We start from the raw sequence: 19831 nt of genomic DNA, 5'->3' as shown, positions 1-19831 counted from the left end.
ACGGATGCCTGGGAGGGGTGGTGCGCTGCGCAGGCGTGGGGGAGTGCGGGGGCCGGTGGACCGCCCCCGCCCCGATGTTGCCCATCGCGCGTCGAGTTGCGCGATAGGAGACATGCTGGAAGTCCGCCCCCGATCCGTCAAGGGCCGTCTTGCGCCACCCGGGGGGCCGCGGGGCGGCCGGGCCGCGCCCCGCGGCCTACGTTCCGCCGGGCCGTCCGGCGGGCCGGTCCGCGCCCGCGTCCCGCGTCCGGCCCGGCCTTCCCGCGTGGCTCCGGCCCGCGCACCCGGCCCCCTCGTCGCACCGGTCAGCTCCCGTGTCCCCGCCGGCTTCCCGGCGACCGAACGCCACTCGCCCCACCGGCCCTGACCGGCCCTCACCCCGCGTGCCCCATCCGCCGGGAGAGGTCCGCCGCCGCCTCGACCGCGCGCTCGGCCAGCTCCGGCAGGAGGGCGCGGCGCATCCGGTACGCCGGTCCGGAGACACCGATCGCGCCGATCACCGCGCCGTCGTGCGCCCGCACCGGCGCCGCCACCGCGTTCAGACCGATCTCCAACTCCTCGGTGGAGCAGGCGAATCCGTCCTCGAACGCGCCGGTCAGCTGCGCGCGCAGCGCGGCGGCGGAGGTCAGCGTGTGCTCCGTGAACCGGGCCAGCTTCCGCCCCGCCAACCGCTCCCGGCGCTCGCGCGGCAGATGGGCCAGCAGCACCTTGCCGCTCGCGGTGGCGTGCAGCGGGGTACGGCGGCCCAGCCAGTTGTACGCGGTGACCGCGGCCGAGCCGCGCGCCTGCATGATGTTGACCGCCGCGTCACCGTCCAGCACCGCGATGTTGGCGGTCTCCCCGGTGCCGTTCGCCAGCGCCCGGCACACCGGCTGGCCCTCCTGCGAGATGTCGAGACGGATGGCGGCGGCGCCCGCCAGCCGCAGCACCCCCGCGCCGAGGAAGTACTTGCCGCGCTCCTTCTCCTGCTCGACCAGTCCGCGGTTCTCCAGCACGCCCAGGATCCGGAACGCGGTGGACTTGTGGACGCCCAACTCCTCGGACAGCTCGGTCACTCCGGCCTCACCGAGGCGGGCGAGCAGCTCCAGCACGCTCACCGCCCGGTCCACGGACTGGACGGAACCCGCCCCGCCGCGCCGCTCGTCGGGCCGCTCCGCTGCGGTATCGCTCGTGTTCGACATGGACTTCCTGTCACCGTCCGTTGGCCCCTGAAGGCGCGTCGGAGGGAGCCCGTGGGGCGCGTGAGGGGCCCGGGATCCCTGGCGAGCCGGGGCCGGGAGAAACGGCCCGAAGACCTTGACGCCCCCGCCCCACGGCCTGGATTCTGTTGCGCATCGTGCTCCACGATGCGTTATTCACAACGCCATGATACCGATCAGCGCGAGGGGGACCAGATGATTCCCGTCTGCCGCACCGACGATCTTCCCGAGGGCGAAGCCGTCCGGATCACCGTCGGCGACCACACACCCGCCATCGCCGTCTTCCACGCCGAGGACGGCGGCTTCTACGCCGTCGACGACCTCTGCAGCCACCAGGACGCCTCCCTCTCCGAGGGGTACGTCGAGGGCTGCCTCGTCGAATGCCCGCTGCACGCCGCCCTGTTCGACCTGCGCACCGGCGCCGCGACCTGCCTGCCGGCCCGCCGCCCGGTCCGCACCCACGAGGTCACCGTGATCGACGGCGTCCTCCACGTACGCCCCGCGGTGCGCGACGACGCCGTGGCCTGAACCGGCGGGAGGAGCGACGGGCCCGCCGCCGCCCGTCAGCCGACGGCGCCCCCGGCCCGCCGCTCCTCCCGCCGTGCCCGCCGCCGCTCCCGGCGCAACTCCCGCGCCGTACTGCTGGGCTGGGACTGCACGCCGTACCGCTGGGTCCAGACCTGTCGGGTCACCCAGACGTCGAGCACCGCCCAGGTCGCCACTACCGTGCTGGCTATCGAGCAGATCACCGCCGGGAACGCCAGCCACGACCCGGCCAGCGTCCCCAGGAACGCGATCATGGCCTGGATCAGGGTGAGCGCCACGATGATCACCGCCCGTACCGCCGCCGTCCGCACCGGATCGGCCATCCGCCGCCGGGCCGCGGGCTCTTCCTGCCACAACGGGCGCCTGCCGGTGTCCCTCAACGCCTCACCCTCCCCGTACGGACCGCCGCCCCGGACTCCGCCCGGCGCGCGGGGCGCCCGCCGGTGACGGCCGCGTGCCGCCCGGACGTCCGGCGCCGCCGCCATCGTCACCCACGCCGCCACGCACGGGTGACCCGGGGTGGGGCAATTCCGGCCACGGCGCGGGACGGTGGCCGGGGGCGCCGGGTGCCACACCGGCGCTCGGCGGCCGCCTTGTCCGGGAATCGACGGACAAGACCGGGCGATCCCCGCCCGGACTTTCCTCCCAGGTCCGGCCGGGTCTTCGGGTTGGCCGCCGTGCAGTAGTAGGCTCGCGCCGTTTGTTGACGGAACACCACCCCCGGCCGCCGGGGCTGACTGGGGGAGGCCATGCGCTTTCGCGGGAAGTCGATCCGCCGGAAGATCGTGGCGTTGCTGCTCGTACCGATGGTGTCCCTGAGCGCCATGTGGGCGTTCGCGACGTACGTCACCGGGCGCGAGGCGGACCAACTGCTCACCACAGGCCGGGTGATCCGCAGCCTCGGCCGCCCCGCCATGAACCTCGTCGAGGATCTTCAGCGTGAGCGGCGGCAGAGCCTGATGTACCTCGCCGACCGGCGACAGGCCGATGCCCTGCCCCAACTCCAGCAGCAGACCCGGGCCACCGATGAATCCCTCGCCCGGCTCCGCGCCGAGGCCGAGGCACCCGACGTCCACGACGACCTCGGCCGCACCACCGCCACCGCCCTGCGGGACGCGGTCGGAGCGCTCTCCCCGCTCGCCTCCCTGCGCCACCAGGTCGAGGACAACACCACCTCCCGCGACGAGGCGTTCGAGGCGTACGCCTCGATGATCGACGCGCAGTACGACCTGATCGTCGCGTTGCGCGTGCTGCACGACGTCGACCTGGAGAAGCAGGGCCGCGCGCTGGTCACCCTCGACCGCGCCCGGGAGGCGTTCGCCCGTGAGGACGCGCTGCTCTCCGCCGCGCTCGCCTCCGGCCGGATGACCAAGATCGACCTGCGCACCGTCTCCGACGAGATCGCCGAACGCCGCGTCCTGATGCGCACCAACCTGCCCCTCCTGCCGCCCCGCGAACGCGCCGCCTACGAGGACTACTGGCACTCCGCCAAGATCCGCGAACTGGAGACGGCGGAGGACGCCGTGGTGGCGGCGGGCGCGGACGCCGCCCCCGACGCCGTCAACGCCGAACGCTGGGACGTCCTCGCCTCCACCGTCCTCGACGACCTCCAGCGCATGGGCCAGGAGTCCGGGGAGCACTACCGCGAGCGGGTCCGGCCGGTCGCCCTGGCCGTCGTCGCCAAGGCGGCCGTCGCCGGTGTCCTCGGCTTCGTCGCCCTGCTGATCTCCCTGATCGTCTCCTCCCGCATCGCCCGCCGGCACGTCAAGGACCTCACCGAACTGCGCCGGACCGCCCACGAGGTGTCCGGCGTCCGGCTGCCCGCCGTGATGCGGCGCCTCGCCGCGGGCGAGCGGGTCGACATCGAGGCGGAGGTTCCCCGGCGGGAGTTCGGCCCGGACGAGACCGGCCAGGTCGGCCAGGCCCTCCACACCCTCCAGCGGGCCGCCGTCGAAGCCGCGGTGAAACAGGCCGACATGCGGCGCGGTGTCTCCGAGGTCTTCGTCAACCTCGCCCGCCGCAGCCAGGTGCTGCTCCACCGTCAGCTCACTCTGCTGGACGCCATGGAGCGCCGCACCGAGAACACCGACGAACTCGCCGACCTCTTCCGCCTCGACCACCTCACCACCCGTATGCGCCGCCACGCGGAGGGCCTGGTGATCCTCTCCGGCGCGGCCCCCTCCCGGCAGTGGCGCAACCCCATCCGGCTGATGGACGTGGTCCGCGCCGCCGTCGCCGAGGTCGAGGACTACGAACGCATCGAGGTACGGCGGCTGCCCCGGCTCGCCGTCGAGGGCCCCGCCGTCTCTGACCTCACCCACCTCATCGCCGAACTCCTGGAGAACGCCACGGTGTTCTCCCCGCCGCACACCGCCGTCCAGGTCGTGGGCGAACGCGTCGCCAACGGCTTCACCCTGGAGATCCACGACCGCGGCCTCGGCATGCCCCCCGACCAGCTCCTCGACGCCAACCTCCGGCTCGCCGAGACCGCCGAGTTCGAGCTGTCCGACACCGACCGGCTCGGCCTGTTCGTCGTCAGCCGCCTCGCCCAGCGCCAGGGCGTCCGCGTCTCCCTCCAGCCCTCGCCGTACGGCGGCACCACCGCGGTGGTCCTCCTGCCCGGCGCCCTGCTGACCGAGGCCGGGGAGGGCGAGGACACCGGCAGCGTCCTCCTGGACAAGGGCCCCGTCCTGCCCCGCCTCGAACCGGTCACCGGCGAGCCGTCCGCACTGGCCGAGGCCCGCGCCCACGGCCCCCGCGCCGTGGCGGACGGGCGGCCGGAATCCGCCGGCGCCCCGCAACCGCTCGACGACGAGGACGGCGTCTTCCGCGCCCACACCCGCGGCCGCCGCACCGCGCCCACCGGCCCGACCCCGTCGCCCGCCCTGGTCCCGCGGCCCCGGCTGGCCCCCGCCGAGCACCAGGCACCCGACGACGGCCCGGCCCCGCTGCCGCGCCGCCGCCCGCGCCCGCCGGTGCTCGTCTCCGACCACGGCCGCACCGTCGACGACGGTGAACCGCGCGCCCACGCGGGCGGACCCGGTGACCCGGACACCGAGCCGTCCGGCCACCCCCGCCCGGCCGACGCGGACCCCCCGGCGGCGTCCGGCGGCGACGGCCCGGCGGACCGCCCCACCGCCCCCGGGAACACGCCCGGCGGACTGCCCCGCCGGGTGCGGCAGGCCAGCCTCGCCCCGCAGCTGCGGAACGACCCGGACCGCCGGACCGGTGACGGACCGCCGGCCGCGGCCGACGACGACCGTGACGCCGAGGAGGTCCGCAAGCGGATGGCCGCGCTCCAGAGCGGCTGGCGGCGCGGCCGCCGCGACACGGGCGAGGACCTTGAGCCCGATGACCCCGCGCCCCGGGACGCCACCGGCCGCGACGGGGACGACGGGGACACGACAGCATCCAGAACCACACCGGGAGGGGACGGTCCATGACCGCACCGCAGGCAGCAGCCACCACCGCATCGCTCACGCCGCAGGGCTCGGGTGAGCTGAACTGGCTCCTCGACGAACTCGTCGAGCGGGTCGGCAGCATCCGCAAGGCCCTCATCCTCTCCAGCGACGGCCTCGCCACCGGCGCCTCCAAGGACCTCACCCGCGAGGACGGCGAGCATCTCGCCGCCGTCGCCTCCGGCTTCCACAGCCTGGCCAAGGGCGTCGGCCGCCACTTCGACGCGGGCCGGGTCCGCCAGACCCTCGTCGAACTGGACGACGCGTTCCTCTTCGTCAGCGCGGCCGGCGACGGCAGCTGCCTCGCCGTCCTCGCCGACGCCGAGTCCGACGTCGGCCTGATCGCCTACGAGATGACGCTCCTCGTCAAGCGGGTGGGCACGCACCTGGCCACCGCCGCGCGCGATGGTGCGCCCACCGGCAGGTGACAGCGGTGAGGACATGACCGGACAGGCCGAACCGGCCGCCCGCCACGGCGGAGCGGCACGCTGGTACGACGACGAGGCGGGCCCCGTCGTCCGCCCGTACGCGATGACGCGCGGGCGCACCCGCACGGAGTCCGAGGACCGCCTCGACCTGATCGCCCTGGTGATCACGGAGAGCCGGTACGACGCGCCGGACGGCGACCACACGCTCACGCCCGAGCAGCTCGACATCGTCGAATGGTGCCGCGCGGCGCCGCAGTCGGTCGCCGAGCTGGCCGCCGACCTCGACCTGCCGGTCGGCGTGGTGCGGGTGCTCATCGGCGATCTGCTGGACGCCGGGCTGGTCCACCTCACCCGCCCGGTGCCGCCCGCCGAACTCCCCGACGAACAGGTGCTGCGCGAGGTGATCGACGGGCTGCGCGCCCTGTGAACGGCCGCGTGACGGACGGCCCGGGTCCGGCCACGGCCCGGCGCCGTCCCGTCGGCGCCCCCTTGTTACGGTCCTGCTGACGCGCCATCACCCCGGTCGGGGTCCTACGAAGAAGAGAGCCGACATGACCGCGGACACCTCGCCGTACCCTCTTGAGCGCCTGGAGATCCAGGTCGGCCCGCACACCCACGGCGCCCTCGCCGCCGGTCCGGCCGACGGTGAACTGGTGTTGCTGCTGCACGGCTGGCCCGAGTTCGCCGACTGCTGGTCCGAGGTGCTGCCCGGTCTCGCCGCCGCCGGCTACCGTGCCCTCGCCGTCGACCAGCGCGGCTACGCCCCCGGCGCCCGCCCCGAAGGCGTCGCCGCCTACGCCGTCACCGAACTCGTCGCCGACGCCCTGGCGTTCGCCGACTCCCAGGGCGCCGACCGCTTCCACCTCGTCGGCCACGACTGGGGCGGGCTGCTCGCCTGGGTGCTGGCCGGCGCCCACCCCGACCGCCTCCGCTCGGTGACCTCGCTGGCCACCCCGCACCCCGGTGCGCTGCGGCGCGCGGTGACCGAGGACGCCGACCAGCAGCGCCGCTCCGAGTACGTGGCGCTCTTCCGCACCCCCGGCACCGCCGAGGAGAGCCTGCTCGCCGACGGCGCCTCGCTGATGCGGCAGGCGTTCGGCGGCCATGTGCCGGACGCCCTCGTCGAGGCCAACATCGCCCGCCTCTCCGAGCCGGGTGCGCTGACCGCCTCCCTCAACTGGTACCGCGAGCCGGCGGAGACCTTCGCACTGCCCGCCGAACGGATCACCGTGCCCACCCTCTACGTCTGGGGCACCGAGGACATCGCCCTCGGCCGCCGGGCCACCGAGCTGACCGCCGAGTGGGTGGACGGGCCCTACCGCTTCGAGGCGCTGGACGGCGCCAGCCACTGGCTGCCCGAGGAACTGCCCGAGCAGGTCACCGCGCTCCTCGTCGAGCACCTGGGCCGCCACTCCTGACCTCCCGGGCGGCGGGCACCGGTTTCCGGCCGTCCGCTGCCCGGCGCGGAACCCGCCTTTCGGGACACTTGCGGACGTCCGGCCCGTCCGGGCGAACCGCTCCGGCCGTACAAGTGGGCGTGGCGGGGCGGACGTTGTACCGTTCCTCACCACCGCAGGCCGCGCACCGGCCCCCACGGCCGGGCGCCGCGGGTCGTCAGCGGCATCATCGGCACATTCGGGAGAAGCAACCCATGGTCCTCGGGCGTTCTGAACGTCGCCGCCGGTCGTCAGCCGTCGATCCGACGACCCTGAAGATCCTCGTCGCGGGCGGATTCGGCGTCGGCAAGACGACGATGGTCGGCGCGGTCAGCGAGATCAAACCGCTGCGCACCGAGGAACGGCTCACGGAGGCGGGCCGCCCGGTCGACGACCTCGACGGTGTGGAGTCCAAGACCACCACCACCGTCGCCATGGACTTCGGCCGTATCACCGTCAACGACGCCCTCGTCCTCTACCTGTTCGGCACGCCGGGCCAGGACCGCTTCTGGTTCCTCTGGGACGAGCTGGCGCTCGGCGCGCTCGGCGCGGTGGTCCTCGCCGACACCCGGCGGCTCGCCGACTCCTTCGCCGCCATCGACTACTTCGAGCGCCGTGGACTGCCCTTCACCGTCGCCGTCAACTGCTTCGACGACGCGGAGCAGCACCCGCCGCACGCCATCCGCGAAGCGCTGGACCTCGACGAGGAGGTACCGGTCCTGCTCTGCGACGCCCGGAGCAAGGAATCCGTCCGGGATGTGCTGATCACCGTCGTCCGGCACGCCATGCGCACCAGCGCCCAGCAGCGCGAACCCGCCCTGTCCTGACGGGTGCGGCCCACCCGGCGCGGTCCGGGCTCAGTCGCCCGGGACGGCCGCGGGGGTGCCGCGCCGCGTTTCGGTGCCTTCGGTGTCCGGGCGGCCCACCACCCAGCTCGCGCCGGTCAGCGCCTTCGCCGCCTTCTTCAGCGGGGCCAGCGCCGCCGCGGCCTGACCGTGCCCGGTGACACTGCCCGGCGGGCACACCACCGTCGCCAGCGACAGCGTCACCGGCGCGCCTCCGGCCGACCAGCCGACGTCGAGCAGCGCGGCGGCGAACGGCTCCAGACCGCCCGGTTCGGCCAGCACCAGGAAGTCGTCGCCGCCGATGTGGCCCACCCGCGCGTCCGGCTCCCGTCCGGCGACCTCCGCCAGCGCCCGGCCCACCGACCGGATCAGCTCATCGCCCGCGGCGAACCCCGCACCGTCGTTGACCTGCTTGAAACCGTCCACGTCCAGCCAGCTCAGCGCGAACGGCCGCCCCTCCGCGATCCGCCGGTCCACCTCGCAGTTGACGGCGTCGGAGCCCGGCAGCCGGGTCAGCGGATTGAGCCGCGCCGCCTCTTCCACCCGGCTCTCGGCCAACGCCCGCAGGATGTCGGCCAGATGCACCACCCCGACACACCGGCCGTGCGCGTCGACCACCGCCACATCGTCCCCGGTCCGCGACCGGTCGCCGTCCGTGATCACGTCCAGCACCTCCCAGGCGGTCGCGTCCGCCCGGACCGTACGGGGCCGGTCGGCCAGCCGCAGCGCCGGGCGGTCCGCGTAGAGCGCGTGGCCGTACCGACCCGACAGCGACAGCAGGAACCGGTCCCGGTCGACGGCCCGTACCGGCACCCCGTCGGTGTCCACCAGGAGGATGCCGGAGACGTCGGGGAAGGCGGTGAGGTGGTCGCGGACCGCGCCCGCCGAAGCGGAGACCGGCAACAGCGCCGCCGGCTGCAGGAACTGCGCGATCGGCGGGCCCGTCCGGGCGTCGTGCGGCGGCACCGGGGCGGGCGCGGACGGCGGCAGGTACACCTCGGTGGCCGGGCGGCGGGCCGGCGGTGCGAAGAGGTGTCCCTGCGCGAGCTGCACCCCGGCGTCGCGCACCGCCGCGTACTGCCGCTCCGTCTCCACCCCTTCGATCGCCAGCAACCCGCCGAGCTGCGCGCACAGCTGCCGCATCGCCGCCACCGCGGCCCGCGCGCCGGGCGCGGAGACCAGCTCCGCGCAGAGCGGCACATCGAGCTTGACGAGATCGGGGGCGAGCACGCCCAGCAGCCGCAGCGGCGGATCGCCGTCCCCCACACCGTCGACGCAGATCCGGTATCCCTCCTCCCGCAGCCGCGTCACGCCGTCGCCCAGCGCCCGGTGCGGCAGTCCGGAGTACGGCCCGCCGATGTCGAGGGTGATCTCCCACGGCCGGCGGCCCGCGTCGTGCACGGCTTTGCTCAGCGGGGTCAGCCCCGCGGCGGCGACCGTCGTCGTGTACACGTTGAGGTGCAGCGGCAGCGGTACCTCCTGGACGGCCGCGGCACGGAGCGCGAGCGCGGCGAGTTCGGCGTCCAGTTCGGGGGAGCGGCGCGCGGCGGCCAGCACGTCACCGCTTTCGGGGCGGGCGAGTATCTCCAGCGCGGCGACCGTGCCGGTCGCCAGGTTCACGACGGGTTGGTACGCGAATCGGAGCTGGTCCGTCCAGGCAGGCACGGCAGCAGCATGCCGCCCCCGGGGCGCCGAACGGGCCCGGTTCACGCGCTGTTCACGCAGGATTCCGGAGGGTGGGGAAGACGTGACCGTGCGGCGGGGCGTCAGCGGCCGTGGGCGGCGTGCCAGGCGGCGGCGATCCGGCCCAGCTCCGCGTCCCGCCCGGCGAGCATCATCCGGATCATCTGCGCGTCGCCCCGCAACGACCACGCCGGATGCCCGAACGTCGCCGGATTGTTCCGCTCGATGAGGAAGTGCGCGGGCCAGGCGGTGCCGTAGCCGATGACCGGCAGGCCGAGCAGCAGCCGGGGCCGGCGCCGCACCGCCCCGTAGGCGGTGACCGCGAGCCCGGTGAGCGTCCCCGCGAGGTGCACCCACCGGGTCACGGCCTTCGCGTGCATCGCGACGTAGTACGGCCAGAACTCCTCGTACGACGCGAACGTCCCCGCCGGGCAGGGGTGTTCGCCGCGGGCGGGTGCGGCGTCGCGCTCCGTGGTGTCCGTCATGCCCGCACGGTAGCCGCGGGGGCGGGCCGGTGTCAGTACCCGCCCCGGGCGGCCCGGTGGCTCACCGCCTCCCGGCGAGCGAACGCCACGCCACCGGGAAGTCGAAGTAGGTGTCCGGGAACGTCTCCGGGGTGAGCGTGTAGTGCCACCACTCGGCGGCGTAGTTGGTGAATCCGGCCCGCTCCATCCCCCGCTTCAGCAACAGCCGGTTGGCCCGCTGCTCCCCCTTGATCCGCGGGTCGAGGGTGTGCGCGAGCGTGTCGAAGCAGTCGAAGCCGGTCCCCATGTCCAGGGAGTTGTCCGGGAACCGCGCCTCCTTGGGGCCGTAGCACGGCGACAGCGGCTCACCGGGCACGTACGGCCGGGTGGGGAGCGCGGGCAGCTTCACCAGCGTCAGGTCGACGGTGCTGCCTCGGCTGTGCCCCGACTTCTCGGCGATGTACCCGTCCCGGAAGAGCGTCGATTTGTCGATCCGGGGGTAGAACTCGCCCTTCATCCGCTGGTCACCGAGGTCCTTCGCCCAGGCCATGAAGTGGTTCACGGCCCGCTGCGGCCGGTAGCAGTCGTACACCTTGAGCGAGTAGCCGCGCCGCAGGAACGCCCGCTGCGCCCGGCGGAGGCCCCTCGCGGTGTCCCGGGTGACCAGACACGTCGGCTCCCGGTATCCGGTGACCCGTACGCCCATGAAGTCGTGGGGCGTGAAGTACCGCATCTCCTGCATGATCGTCGGGTCCACCGCCCGCAGCGCGACGAACTCCTCGGGGGCGCGCGGCTCCCCGCCTTGCGCCCCGCCCGCCACCGGGGAGGCCACCGCCCCGCCCGGAAGCACGGCCGCCACCGCCACGGCGGCCAGCCCCACGGCGAGCCCCCGGACCAGCAGCCTCAGCCGCCGCCCGCCCCCGGAGCCCCGCCCGACGCGTCGCACCACCCCGGAGACCTCTGCCTCACGTACCTCACATGCCTCATGTGTCTTCCGCATGGAGACCGTCTACCAGCACAGGGACGGGGAGGGAAGCCCTCGTGGGGGAGGGCCGAGGGGCCCTGGCCCCGAGGCAGGGCGGACACGGGGGCTGGGTGCGGTGCGCGCCCGCCAGGGAAGGCGGGGAGCCGGTACCTCCCGGAGGCGGGTGCCGTGGGCCCGGGAGGCCGGGGCGCCCAGGGAAGCGGAGCCCGCCTGCGCGTAGCTCGGGGAGGCCGGGCCGTCGGAGCGTCCGGGGCGCCTCACGGCCGCCCCCTCCTTACCCGCGCGGCGCCCGGCATCTACCCCGGCCCGCCCGGACCGGCCCCCTCACCCCGCCGCCGCCCCCGCCCCGCGCACCCGGACGCGGTACTCCACCGGGCCGCCGTCCTGACGCTCCACCACCACCCGGCCCCGCTCCAGCCAGGAGACGAAACGGGCCGCCTCCGGACGCTCACCGCCGGTGTCCGGTACGACCAGCCCGCCCCCGCCACGCCCGGCGACCGGGGCCCAGACCTCCAGCTCCGTGGCGCCGTCCGCGCCCGCCACCGGGAGCACCGCCCCGGCCCGCGCCAGCACCGGTATCCGCGACAGCGGCGCCGCGAGACGCACCGGACCGGGCCCGTCGTACGCCCGCCCCGACACCGTGTCGTACCACCGCCCCCGCGGCAGCCGCACCACCCGCGTCCGCACCCCCGGCTCCAGCACCGGCGCCACCAGCAGCGCGTCACCCAGCAAAAACGCGTCCTCGCAGTCCCGCAGCGCCCGGTCGTGCGGCGTCCGCCACCACACCGGCCGCGCACAGGGCGCGCCGGTCAGCCGCGCCAGCTGCCCCAGGGTCGCGAGGTACGGCACCAGCCGCTCCCGCTCCGCCAGCGCCGCCCGCGCATGGGCCAGCACCTCCGCCCCGAACCTCCACGGCCCCGCGTCCTGCCGGGTGCGCAACAGCGGCAGATACGCCGCCAGCTGACACCACCGCAGATACAGCTCCGCCCCCGACGCACCCCGTCCGCCCACCTCCGGCCCGCTGTGCGGCACCCCGCACAGCCCCAGGCCCAGCACCAGCGCCAGCGACGCCCGCAGCCCCGGCCAGTCGGCCGCCGCGTCCGCCGACCACACCCCGCCGTACCGCTGGATCCCCGCCCACCCCGTACGGGAGAAGGCGAACGGCCGCTCCCCGGGGCCGTCCGGCACGCCCTCGTGCCCGGCGCGCGCCATCTGGAGCGCGTACACGTTGTGCGCCTCCCGGTGATCCCCGCCGCGCCCCTCCAGCGCATGGCGCGCCGACCGCTCCAGCGCCACCTCCCCGAACGCCGCGAACGGCACCGGAGCCGCCAGCTCGTGCCCCGAGCCGGCGAACCCCTGCGCCCGCCGCTCCGCGGACCGCCCGCCCCACCAGGCACGCGTCGCCGGATCCGTGAAATCCGGGAACACCGACTCACCCGGCCCCGTCACCCCGCGCACCTCCCGGCCGCGCGCATCGCGCACGAACGCCCCGGCGGCCGCCCCCTCGTCGTACTCCCGCGCCCCCGCGCGCACCGGGACCGCCGGCCCCTCGACCGCCACGGCCCGCACCCCGTCGGCCCGCAACTCCCGCGTCAGCGCGGGAAGTTCCGCACCATCGGGCCGCTCGCCGGTACGCTCCCGGCGCCGCGTCCCAGGGCCCAGCTCCAGATGGACGGCGGCCAGCGGCAGCCCGTGCTCCCGGTGGGTGGCCACCGCCCGCCGTACCTGAGGGGCGCCGCCCCGCAGCGCGTGCTGCGGGCCCAGCGCCCAGCGCGGCGGCGGCAACGCCGCGCCGGTCAGCGACGCCCAGCCCATCAGCACCCGGGCCGGCGTGCCCACCAGCACCCAGTACCGCAGCGGCCCGCCGTCCATCCGCAGCGCGCACGCCCCCCGGCGGTCGTGCCCCGACCCCGCGCCCTCCCGGCCCTCCCGCAACGTCACCCGGCCGTCCCACGAGTTGTCGTGGAACACCAGATGCGTCCCGGCGTCCGCCACCACCAGCTGCACCGGCATCGCGAGACGGTCCTCCCCGGCGCCGCCCGGCCCACCGGGCGCGGCGTTCCACAGCCGGTAGACGCCGTCCCGCAGCCGCGGCCCGGACGCCCGTCCCCCCAGCCCGAAGAACCGCGCGTCCGCCGCCACCTCCGAGCGCTGCACCCACCGCGAACGACCACCCGCCCCGGGGCCGTCACCCCCCTCGCCCCCGGGGCGCGCCGGGTCCGTGCCCGGTACCGCACCGCCGGCCGCCTCCGTACGGTCCCACCACCGCGGAGGCAGCTCCCGCCGCAGCAGCACCCCGCCCGGCGTCCGCACCTCCACCGCCCCGTGCCGCGACACCACCACCGTCACCCGCTCCGACACCACCCGCCAGCCGCCCTCGGTGTCCGGCTCCAACGCCGCCCGCGCATCCGCCTGCGGGCACCCGGCCAGCGCGTACGACGGCTCCGGCGCCGCCCCGTCCCAGCCGCAGAACACCGCACCGCCCGCCGCCACCCGCACCCGCAGCGACGACCGGGCGAACCGGATCACGCCACCGCCCGGCTGCGGCTCGGCGCCCTCGGCCTCCCCGGGGACCCGCGCCCGCTCCCGCCCGCCCCGGGGCAGCGCCACCGCGTCCGCCCTCCGCCGCCGCCACGCGGCCCGCACCGACCGCAGCCCCTGCGCCGCACCGACGGTCCGCACCGACCGCACCAGATCACGCCCGTTCATGCTGCTCAGACTGTCATTCCCGGAGATCACCCCGAGGGGCGTTCAACTTCCGTTCACCTGAGCGTCCACCGGGCGCCGTCCGGCGGCCGAACCCCCCACACCCCGGGGCCGCCACCCGCCCCACCGGCCCGCCGGGCACCCCCGGACGCCCCCGCCCCACCGGGCGACCCTGGTGCACACGACGATCACATGGCATCGTCCAGGAGGGCCGCGCCACCCCCGCACCCGCGCCCGGCGCGGCCGACGCCCACCACGCGTACCGTCCGGGAGCCTCGACATGACCACCGCACCGCCCCCCGCCCAGCAGCCGGCGCCCCTCTGGCAGCCCGGTCCGGACCGCATCGACGGCGCACAGGTCACCCGCTTCCAGACCTGGGCCGCCACCCACCACGGCGCGCCCGCCGCCACCCCGGGCGACCCGCAGCGCAGCTACGCCGACCTGCACCGCTGGTCCACCGAGGACCTCCCCGCCTTCTGGCAGGCGGTCGCGGAGTGGTTCGACGTCCGCTTCACCGCCCCGTACGGCGCCGTGCTCGCCGACCGCACCATGCCCGGCGCCCGCTGGTTCCCCGGCGCCACCCTCAACTACGCCGAGCACGCCCTGCGCACCGCCGACGACCCCGACCGCGCCGCCACCCCCGCGCTGCTCTGCACCGACGAGCGCCAGGAGATCACCCCCGTCAGCTGGGCCGACCTCCGCGACCAGGTCGCCTCGCTCGCCGCGGCCCTGCGCGACCTCGGCGTCCGCCCCGGCGACCGGATCAGCGGCTACCTCCCCAACATCCCGCAGGCCGCCGTCGCCCTCCTCGCCACCGCCGCCGTCGGCGCCGTCTGGACCTCCTGCGCCCCCGACTTCGGCGCCCGCAGCGTCCTCGACCGCTTCCAGCAGGTCGAGCCCGTCGTCCTGTTCACCGTCGACGGCTACCGCTACGGCGGCAAGGAACACGACCGCCGCGCCACCGTCGCCGAACTCCGCGCCGCGCTCCCCACCCTCCGCGCCGTCGTCCACATCCCGCTCCTCGGCACCGAAGCGCCCGAGGGAGCTGTGAACTGGTCGGACCTGACCACGAACAGCGCCGAACCGGTCTACGAACAGGTCCCGTTCGACCACCCGCTCTGGGTCCTGTACTCCTCCGGCACCACCGGCCTGCCCAAGGCCATCGTCCAGTCCCAGGGCGGCATCCTCCTCGAACACCTCAAGCAGATCGGCCTCCACTGCGACCTCGGCCCCGGTGACCGCTTCTTCTGGTACACCTCCACCGGCTGGATGATGTGGAACTTCCTCATCGGCGGCCTGCTGACCGGCACCACGATCGTCCTGTACGACGGCAGCCCCGGCCACCCCGACGTCGCCGCCCAGTGGCGCATCGCCGAAGCCACCCGCGCCACCCTCTTCGGCACCTCCGCCGCCTACGTCATGGCCTGCCGCAAAGCCGGTATCCACCCCGCCCGCGACCTCGACCTCTCCTCCGTCGGCTGCGTCGCCACCACCGGCTCCCCGCTGCCCCCCGACGGCTTCCGCTGGCTCCACGACACCTTCCACGAAGGCGGCGGCGACCTCTGGATCGCCTCCGTCAGTGGCGGCACCGACGTGTGCAGCTGCTTCGCCGGCGCCGTCCCCACCCTCCCCGTCCACATCGGCGAACTCCAGGCCCCCAGCCTCGGCACCGACCTCCAGGCATGGGACCCCCAGGGCCACCCGGTCACCGACGAGGTCGGCGAACTCGTCGTCACCAACCCGATGCCCTCCATGCCGGTCCGCTTCTGGAACGACCCCGACGGCAGCCGCTACCACGACAGCTACTTCGACACCTACCCCGGCGTCTGGCGCCACGGCGACTGGATCACCCGCACCTCCCGGGGCGGCGTCATCATCCACGGCCGCTCCGACTCCACCCTCAACCGCCAGGGCGTCCGCATGGGCTCCGCCGACATCTACGAAGCCGTCGAACGCCTCCCCGAGATCCGCGAATCCCTCGTCATCGGCCTCGAACTCCCCGACGGCGGTTACTGGATGCCCCTTTTCGTCCACCTCGCCCCGGGCGCCGTCCTCGACGATGCCCTCCGCGACCGCGTCAAGCGGACCCTGCGCACCGAACTCTCCCCGCGCCACGTCCCCGACGACATCATCGAAGCCCCCGGCATCCCCCACACCCTCACCGGCAAGCGCATCGAGGTCCCCGTCAAACGCCTCCTCCAGGGCACCCCCCTCGACAAGGCCGTCAACCCCGGCTCCGTCGACGACGTCACCCTCCTCACCTTCTACGAACGCATCGCCGCCGACCGGCGCACCCACCCCGGAAAGTGACGGACCGACCCGCACCACCCGCCGTTGTCAGACCCCCCGATTACTCTCAGTGACGAATGAAGTCCGCGGCGGTACCACACCGCCGCGGACGTCCGACTCACCAGGGGGAGCCATGACATCCGCGTCCCGTACCACCCGCCGCGCCCGGGAACAGCTGCGCCGCGAAATCCCCGGCACCGCCGCCGTCCTCGCCGACCCGGAAGCCTTCGCCGCCATGCGCGGCTACCGCACCTTCCCGTTCGACGACCACACCCGCTACCTCCGCCACCTGGAGGAGCACCTGCGCACCCGGACCGCCCAGGGCGTGCGCACCACCCTCACCCTCTTCGACCCCGCCGGCTACGCCGAGTACTGCCAGGAGCTGGGCATCGACCCGGACAGCACGGACAGCCGCGCCCGCTACACCGCCGAACTCGCCTGCACCGCCGCCACGGTCCCGTACGCCGGTGAGCCCCTGGCCCAACTCCTGCCGCTGCTGGCCGAGGAGACCGGCCGACGGACCATCTGGGACCTGGCCGCCACCCGGCTCACCCAGGCGGGCACCTGCCGGGAGTGCGGCGAAGACCTCTCCCACGCCGCCTTCGTCCTCGCCACCCAGGCGCTGAAGGAACTCCTCGACGGCCTCGGCGACGGCACCCATCACCTGGTCTGCAGCATCCCCGCCGGCCCGCCACCCCTCCTTGCGGCCCTCCGCGTCACCTCACAGGAGGGCCGCCACCACCTCTCGGAATCCGAGTCCCTGACCTTCTGCACGGTCCTGGCCGCCGGCATCGTCCACCGCACCCCGGGCGGCGTCGTCTCCCGCAGCACCCGCCCGCAGGCACCGTCGGACGACCCCACCGCGACCGCGCACGACACCGTCCGCGGCTGGACCCTGCGCGACGGCTGGCCCGAACCGCTCACCGCCGCCCAGGTCTTCACCGCCTACTGCACCGACGCCGAGACCGGCGAGCCCATCCCGCCCGAGCACCAGGTCGACCACGCCGAGGGCTTCCCCCTCACCCGCCCACCGGCGCCTCACGACTGCTGACCTGCGGCGGCACACACCCCCGATACGCCGGACGGCCGCCCCGCCACAGGGGCGGGACGGCCGTCCGGTACGGCACACGCGGCAGGGCGCCGCCGGGTATCACTCCCCGGAGAGCACCGCCTGCGCGGCGATCCGCGCCTCCTCGGCGGTGTCCGCCGCCCGCGCCGCGGCCGCCGCCCGCTCACACTGCGCCAGCGTGTGCTTGGCCAGCGTCGCCCGCACATACGGAAGGGAGGCCGCGCCCATCGACAGCGACGTCACCCCGAGCCCGGTCAGCACGCAGGCCAGCAGCGGATCGGACGCCGCCTCACCGCACACCCCGCAGCTCTTGCCCTCGGCCTTCGCGGACTCCGCCGACAGCGCCACCAGATCCAGCAGCGCCGGCTGCCAAGGGTCCTGCAACCGCGACACCGCCCCGACCTGACGGTCCGCCGCGAAGGTGTACTGCGCCAGGTCGTTGGTCCCCAGCGAAAGGAACTCCACCTCCTGCAGAATCGACCGCGCCCGCAGCGCCGCCGACGGAATCTCCACCATCGCCCCGAACTTCGCCTGCAGTCCCGCCTCCCGGCACGCGTCCGCGAACGCCTTCGCGTCCGTGCGGTCCGCGACCATCGGAGCCATGACCTCCAGGTAGACGGGCAGCCCCTCGGCCGCCTTCGCCAGCGCGGTCAGCTGAGTGCGCAGCACCTCCGGGTGGTCGAGCAGGGTACGCAGCCCCCGCACGCCCAGCGCCGGGTTCGGCTCATCGGCCGGCGTCAGGAAGTCCAGCGGCTTGTCGGCACCGGCGTCCAGCACCCGCACCACGACCCGGCCCTCCGGAAACGCCTCCAGCACCGTCCGGTACGCCTCGACCTGCTTCTCCTCGGACGGAGCCCGCCCGCTGTCGTCCAGGAAGAGGAACTCCGTACGGAACAGCCCCACGCCCTCCGCCCCGGCCTCCACCGCCGCCGGAACGTCCGCGGGCCCGCCGACGTTCGCCAGCAGCGGCACCTTGTGACCGTCGGAGGTGGCACCGGGCCCGGTCGACGCGGCCAGCGCCGCCTTCCGCGCCGCGGCGTCCGTCTCCAGCTCCTCCCGCTTCGCGGCGCTCGGCTCGACGAAGATCTCGCCGGTGCTCCCGTCCACCGCGACGACGGTGCCCTCGGCCAGCTCGCCCGCGCCCGGCAGTGCGACCACCGCGGGCACTCCGAGCGCCCGCGCCAGGATCGCGCTGTGACTGGTGGGCCCGCCCTCCTCGGTCACGAACCCGAGCACCAGCGTCGGATCGAGCAGCGCCGTGTCGGCCGGCGCCAGATCCCGCGCGATGAGGACGTACGGCTCGTCGCTGTCCGGCACCCCCGGCATCGGCACACCCAGCAGCCGCGCCACGATCCGGTTCCGCACATCGTCCAGGTCGGCGACCCGGCCCGCCAGGTACTCACCCGCACCCGCGAGCAGCGCCCGGTACGCCGCGAACGCGTCGTACACCCCGCGCTCGGCGGTGCTCCCGACGGCGATCCGCCGCTGCACGTCGGCGATGAGTTCCGGGTCCTGGGCCATCATGGCCTGGGCCTCCAGCACGGCCTGTGCCTCGCCGCCGGCCAGGTTGCCCCGCGCGATCAGATCGGCCGCCACCGCCTCCACGGCCTGACGGGCCCGCCCCTGCTCACGCTCCGCCTCCTCGGCCGGAATCTGCTTGGCCGGCGGCTCCAGCACCGCCGTCCCCATGTGCCGCACCTCGCCGATCGCCACACCGTGACTCACGCCGACGCCTCGCAGCGTTGTCTCCATTGCACCCGTCTCCGGTTGATGCGGCGGTGCGAGCCGCCGCGGTGGATGTCGAACCCGCCGTCGTGGGACGGCCCCCGGCTACTGCCAGGAGAAGAGCGCGTCGCCCGAGGCGACATCGCCGTCCTCGCGGAGTTCGCCGAGCGAGTCGGCCGCGGCCTCCAGCGCGACGACGGGGCAGACCGGCGACTTACCGGCCTTCTCGACCTGCGCGGGGTCCCAGCGCACGACCGCCTGGCCGCGCTGCACGGTGTCCCCCTTGTTGACGAGCAGTTCGAACCCCTCGCCGTTGAGCTGCACGGTGTCGATCCCGAGGTGCGTCAGCACCCCGTGCCCCTCGGCGTCCACCACGACAAAGGCGTGCGGGTGGAGTGAGACGACGACGCCGTCCACGGGGGCAACGGCCTCGGAAGGCTCACGCTTGGGGTCGATGGCGGTACCGGGTCCCACCATCGCGCCGGCGAACACCGGGTCGGGCACAGCCGCGAGTCCGATGGCGCGTCCGGCGAGCGGTGACGTCACGGTGGTCATGGGAAGCCTCCCAGGGGTGGAGATTCATCAGGCCGCCGTCACTACCTGTCCCGGACGGCGCACCGTTCAGAGCGTAAGTCATAAGAATCAGCCCCTCCGCATGAACGACACCCATAGAGCGGCGCCGAACAGCGCCCCGCGATTTGCCTCGCCCTTGGGAGGCCTGTACTGTCTGAGATCTGCCCGAGAGCGCCACGATCACAGAAAAGTGATCAAGCGTCGTGGACAGCACTCCTCGAATCATGATTCGGAATATCGAATCCAATTCCGCATGCCTGCGGAAAGCCAGCGGTTCGAGAGGCCGGAAAGGCCTGCTAGAGTGAAATAGCGGAAAAGCCGAAAGGCTCGACCGCACCGGCGAAAATCAGGACCGAAAGGATCTGATAGAGTCGGAAACGCAAGACCGAAGGGAAGCGCCCGGAGAGCCTGGTGAAACAGGCAC

The 19831-nt window shown here is 74.6% G+C and carries 16 protein-coding genes; 8 read left to right on the top strand and 8 right to left on the bottom strand.

What is annotated here, in order from left to right:
* Positions 1-374: 374 nt before the first annotated feature.
* A complete protein-coding gene (locus ACZ4M8_RS13665; protein ID WP_467606618.1) occupies positions 375-1181 on the bottom strand; it encodes an IclR family transcriptional regulator in 807 nt (268 codons plus the stop codon).
* A gap of 213 nt (positions 1182-1394) precedes the next feature.
* Between ACZ4M8_RS13665 and ACZ4M8_RS13660 the strand changes: the two genes are divergently transcribed.
* Positions 1395-1727: a bifunctional 3-phenylpropionate/cinnamic acid dioxygenase ferredoxin subunit gene (locus ACZ4M8_RS13660; protein WP_467606616.1), complete on the top strand. Its 333-nt coding sequence runs from the start codon at positions 1395-1397 to the stop codon at positions 1725-1727.
* A gap of 35 nt (positions 1728-1762) precedes the next feature.
* Here the strand turns inward: ACZ4M8_RS13660 and ACZ4M8_RS13655 are convergent, their stop codons facing one another.
* The gene (locus ACZ4M8_RS13655) at positions 1763-2125 is read right to left on the bottom strand and encodes a hypothetical protein (protein ID WP_467606613.1); all 363 of its coding nucleotides are present in this window, start codon (positions 2123-2125) and stop codon (positions 1763-1765) included.
* Between the two features lie 369 nt (positions 2126-2494).
* Here ACZ4M8_RS13655 and ACZ4M8_RS13650 point away from each other — a divergent pair, with 369 nt between their 5' ends.
* The 5 genes from ACZ4M8_RS13650 (at position 2495) to ACZ4M8_RS13630 (ending at position 7894) form a co-directional block, all read left to right on the top strand.
* Positions 2495-5188: a sensor histidine kinase gene (locus ACZ4M8_RS13650; protein ID WP_467606610.1), complete on the top strand. Its 2694-nt coding sequence runs from the start codon at positions 2495-2497 to the stop codon at positions 5186-5188.
* Positions 5185-5631 carry a roadblock/LC7 domain-containing protein gene (locus ACZ4M8_RS13645; RefSeq protein ID WP_467606607.1) on the top strand — a complete coding sequence of 149 codons (447 nt, stop codon included), beginning with the start codon at positions 5185-5187 and terminating at the stop codon, positions 5629-5631. Before ACZ4M8_RS13650 ends, ACZ4M8_RS13645 begins: the two co-directional genes overlap by 4 nt.
* Positions 5632-5644: 13 nt before the next feature.
* Entirely contained in the window at positions 5645-6058 is a 414-nt protein-coding gene (locus ACZ4M8_RS13640) for a DUF742 domain-containing protein (protein WP_467606606.1), read from the top strand.
* Positions 6059-6182: 124 nt separating this feature from the next.
* Positions 6183-7049 (top strand): alpha/beta fold hydrolase, encoded by an 867-nt coding sequence (locus ACZ4M8_RS13635; RefSeq protein ID WP_467606604.1) that lies wholly within the window; start codon positions 6183-6185, stop codon positions 7047-7049.
* Positions 7050-7282: 233 nt separating this feature from the next.
* Positions 7283-7894, top strand: coding sequence for a GTP-binding protein (locus ACZ4M8_RS13630; protein WP_467606602.1), 612 nt, complete (start codon positions 7283-7285; stop codon positions 7892-7894).
* Between the two features lie 30 nt (positions 7895-7924).
* Here the strand turns inward: ACZ4M8_RS13630 and ACZ4M8_RS13625 are convergent, their stop codons facing one another.
* From ACZ4M8_RS13625 to ACZ4M8_RS13610, 4 genes are all read right to left on the bottom strand, one after another.
* A complete protein-coding gene (locus ACZ4M8_RS13625; RefSeq protein WP_467606601.1) occupies positions 7925-9577 on the bottom strand; it encodes an EAL domain-containing protein in 1653 nt (550 codons plus the stop codon).
* A 101-nt stretch (positions 9578-9678) separates the two neighbouring features.
* On the bottom strand, positions 9679-10080 hold the full coding sequence (locus ACZ4M8_RS13620; protein WP_467606599.1) for an Mpo1-like protein: 402 nt from the start codon (positions 10078-10080) through the stop codon (positions 9679-9681).
* A gap of 61 nt (positions 10081-10141) precedes the next feature.
* A complete protein-coding gene (locus tag ACZ4M8_RS13615; protein ID WP_467606597.1) occupies positions 10142-11059 on the bottom strand; it encodes a M15 family metallopeptidase in 918 nt (305 codons plus the stop codon).
* A gap of 309 nt (positions 11060-11368) precedes the next feature.
* Positions 11369-13753 carry a glycoside hydrolase family 31 protein gene (locus ACZ4M8_RS13610; protein WP_467606594.1) on the bottom strand — a complete coding sequence of 795 codons (2385 nt, stop codon included), beginning with the start codon at positions 13751-13753 and terminating at the stop codon, positions 11369-11371.
* 277 nt (positions 13754-14030) lie between these two features.
* Here ACZ4M8_RS13610 and ACZ4M8_RS13605 point away from each other — a divergent pair, with 277 nt between their 5' ends.
* Complete coding sequence (locus tag ACZ4M8_RS13605) at positions 14031-16061, top strand: acetoacetate--CoA ligase (protein WP_467606592.1); 2031 nt, start codon at positions 14031-14033, stop codon at positions 16059-16061.
* 112 nt (positions 16062-16173) lie between these two features.
* On the top strand, positions 16174-17091 hold the full coding sequence (locus ACZ4M8_RS13600) for a hypothetical protein (protein WP_467606589.1): 918 nt from the start codon (positions 16174-16176) through the stop codon (positions 17089-17091).
* 99 nt (positions 17092-17190) lie between these two features.
* Here the strand turns inward: ACZ4M8_RS13600 and ptsP are convergent, their stop codons facing one another.
* Together ptsP and ACZ4M8_RS13590 are read right to left on the bottom strand one after the other, a co-directional pair.
* Positions 17191-18861: a phosphoenolpyruvate--protein phosphotransferase gene (gene ptsP / locus ACZ4M8_RS13595; protein WP_467606586.1), complete on the bottom strand. Its 1671-nt coding sequence runs from the start codon at positions 18859-18861 to the stop codon at positions 17191-17193.
* Positions 18862-18939: 78 nt separating this feature from the next.
* Positions 18940-19389 carry a PTS sugar transporter subunit IIA gene (locus ACZ4M8_RS13590; protein ID WP_467606584.1) on the bottom strand — a complete coding sequence of 150 codons (450 nt, stop codon included), beginning with the start codon at positions 19387-19389 and terminating at the stop codon, positions 18940-18942.
* Positions 19390-19831: the final 442 nt, after the last annotated feature.

Source organism: Streptomyces sp. NPDC027185 (assembly GCF_055567035.1).
Note: the sequence above shows the minus strand (reverse complement) of the source record. Positions and strands in the feature narration are given on the sequence as shown.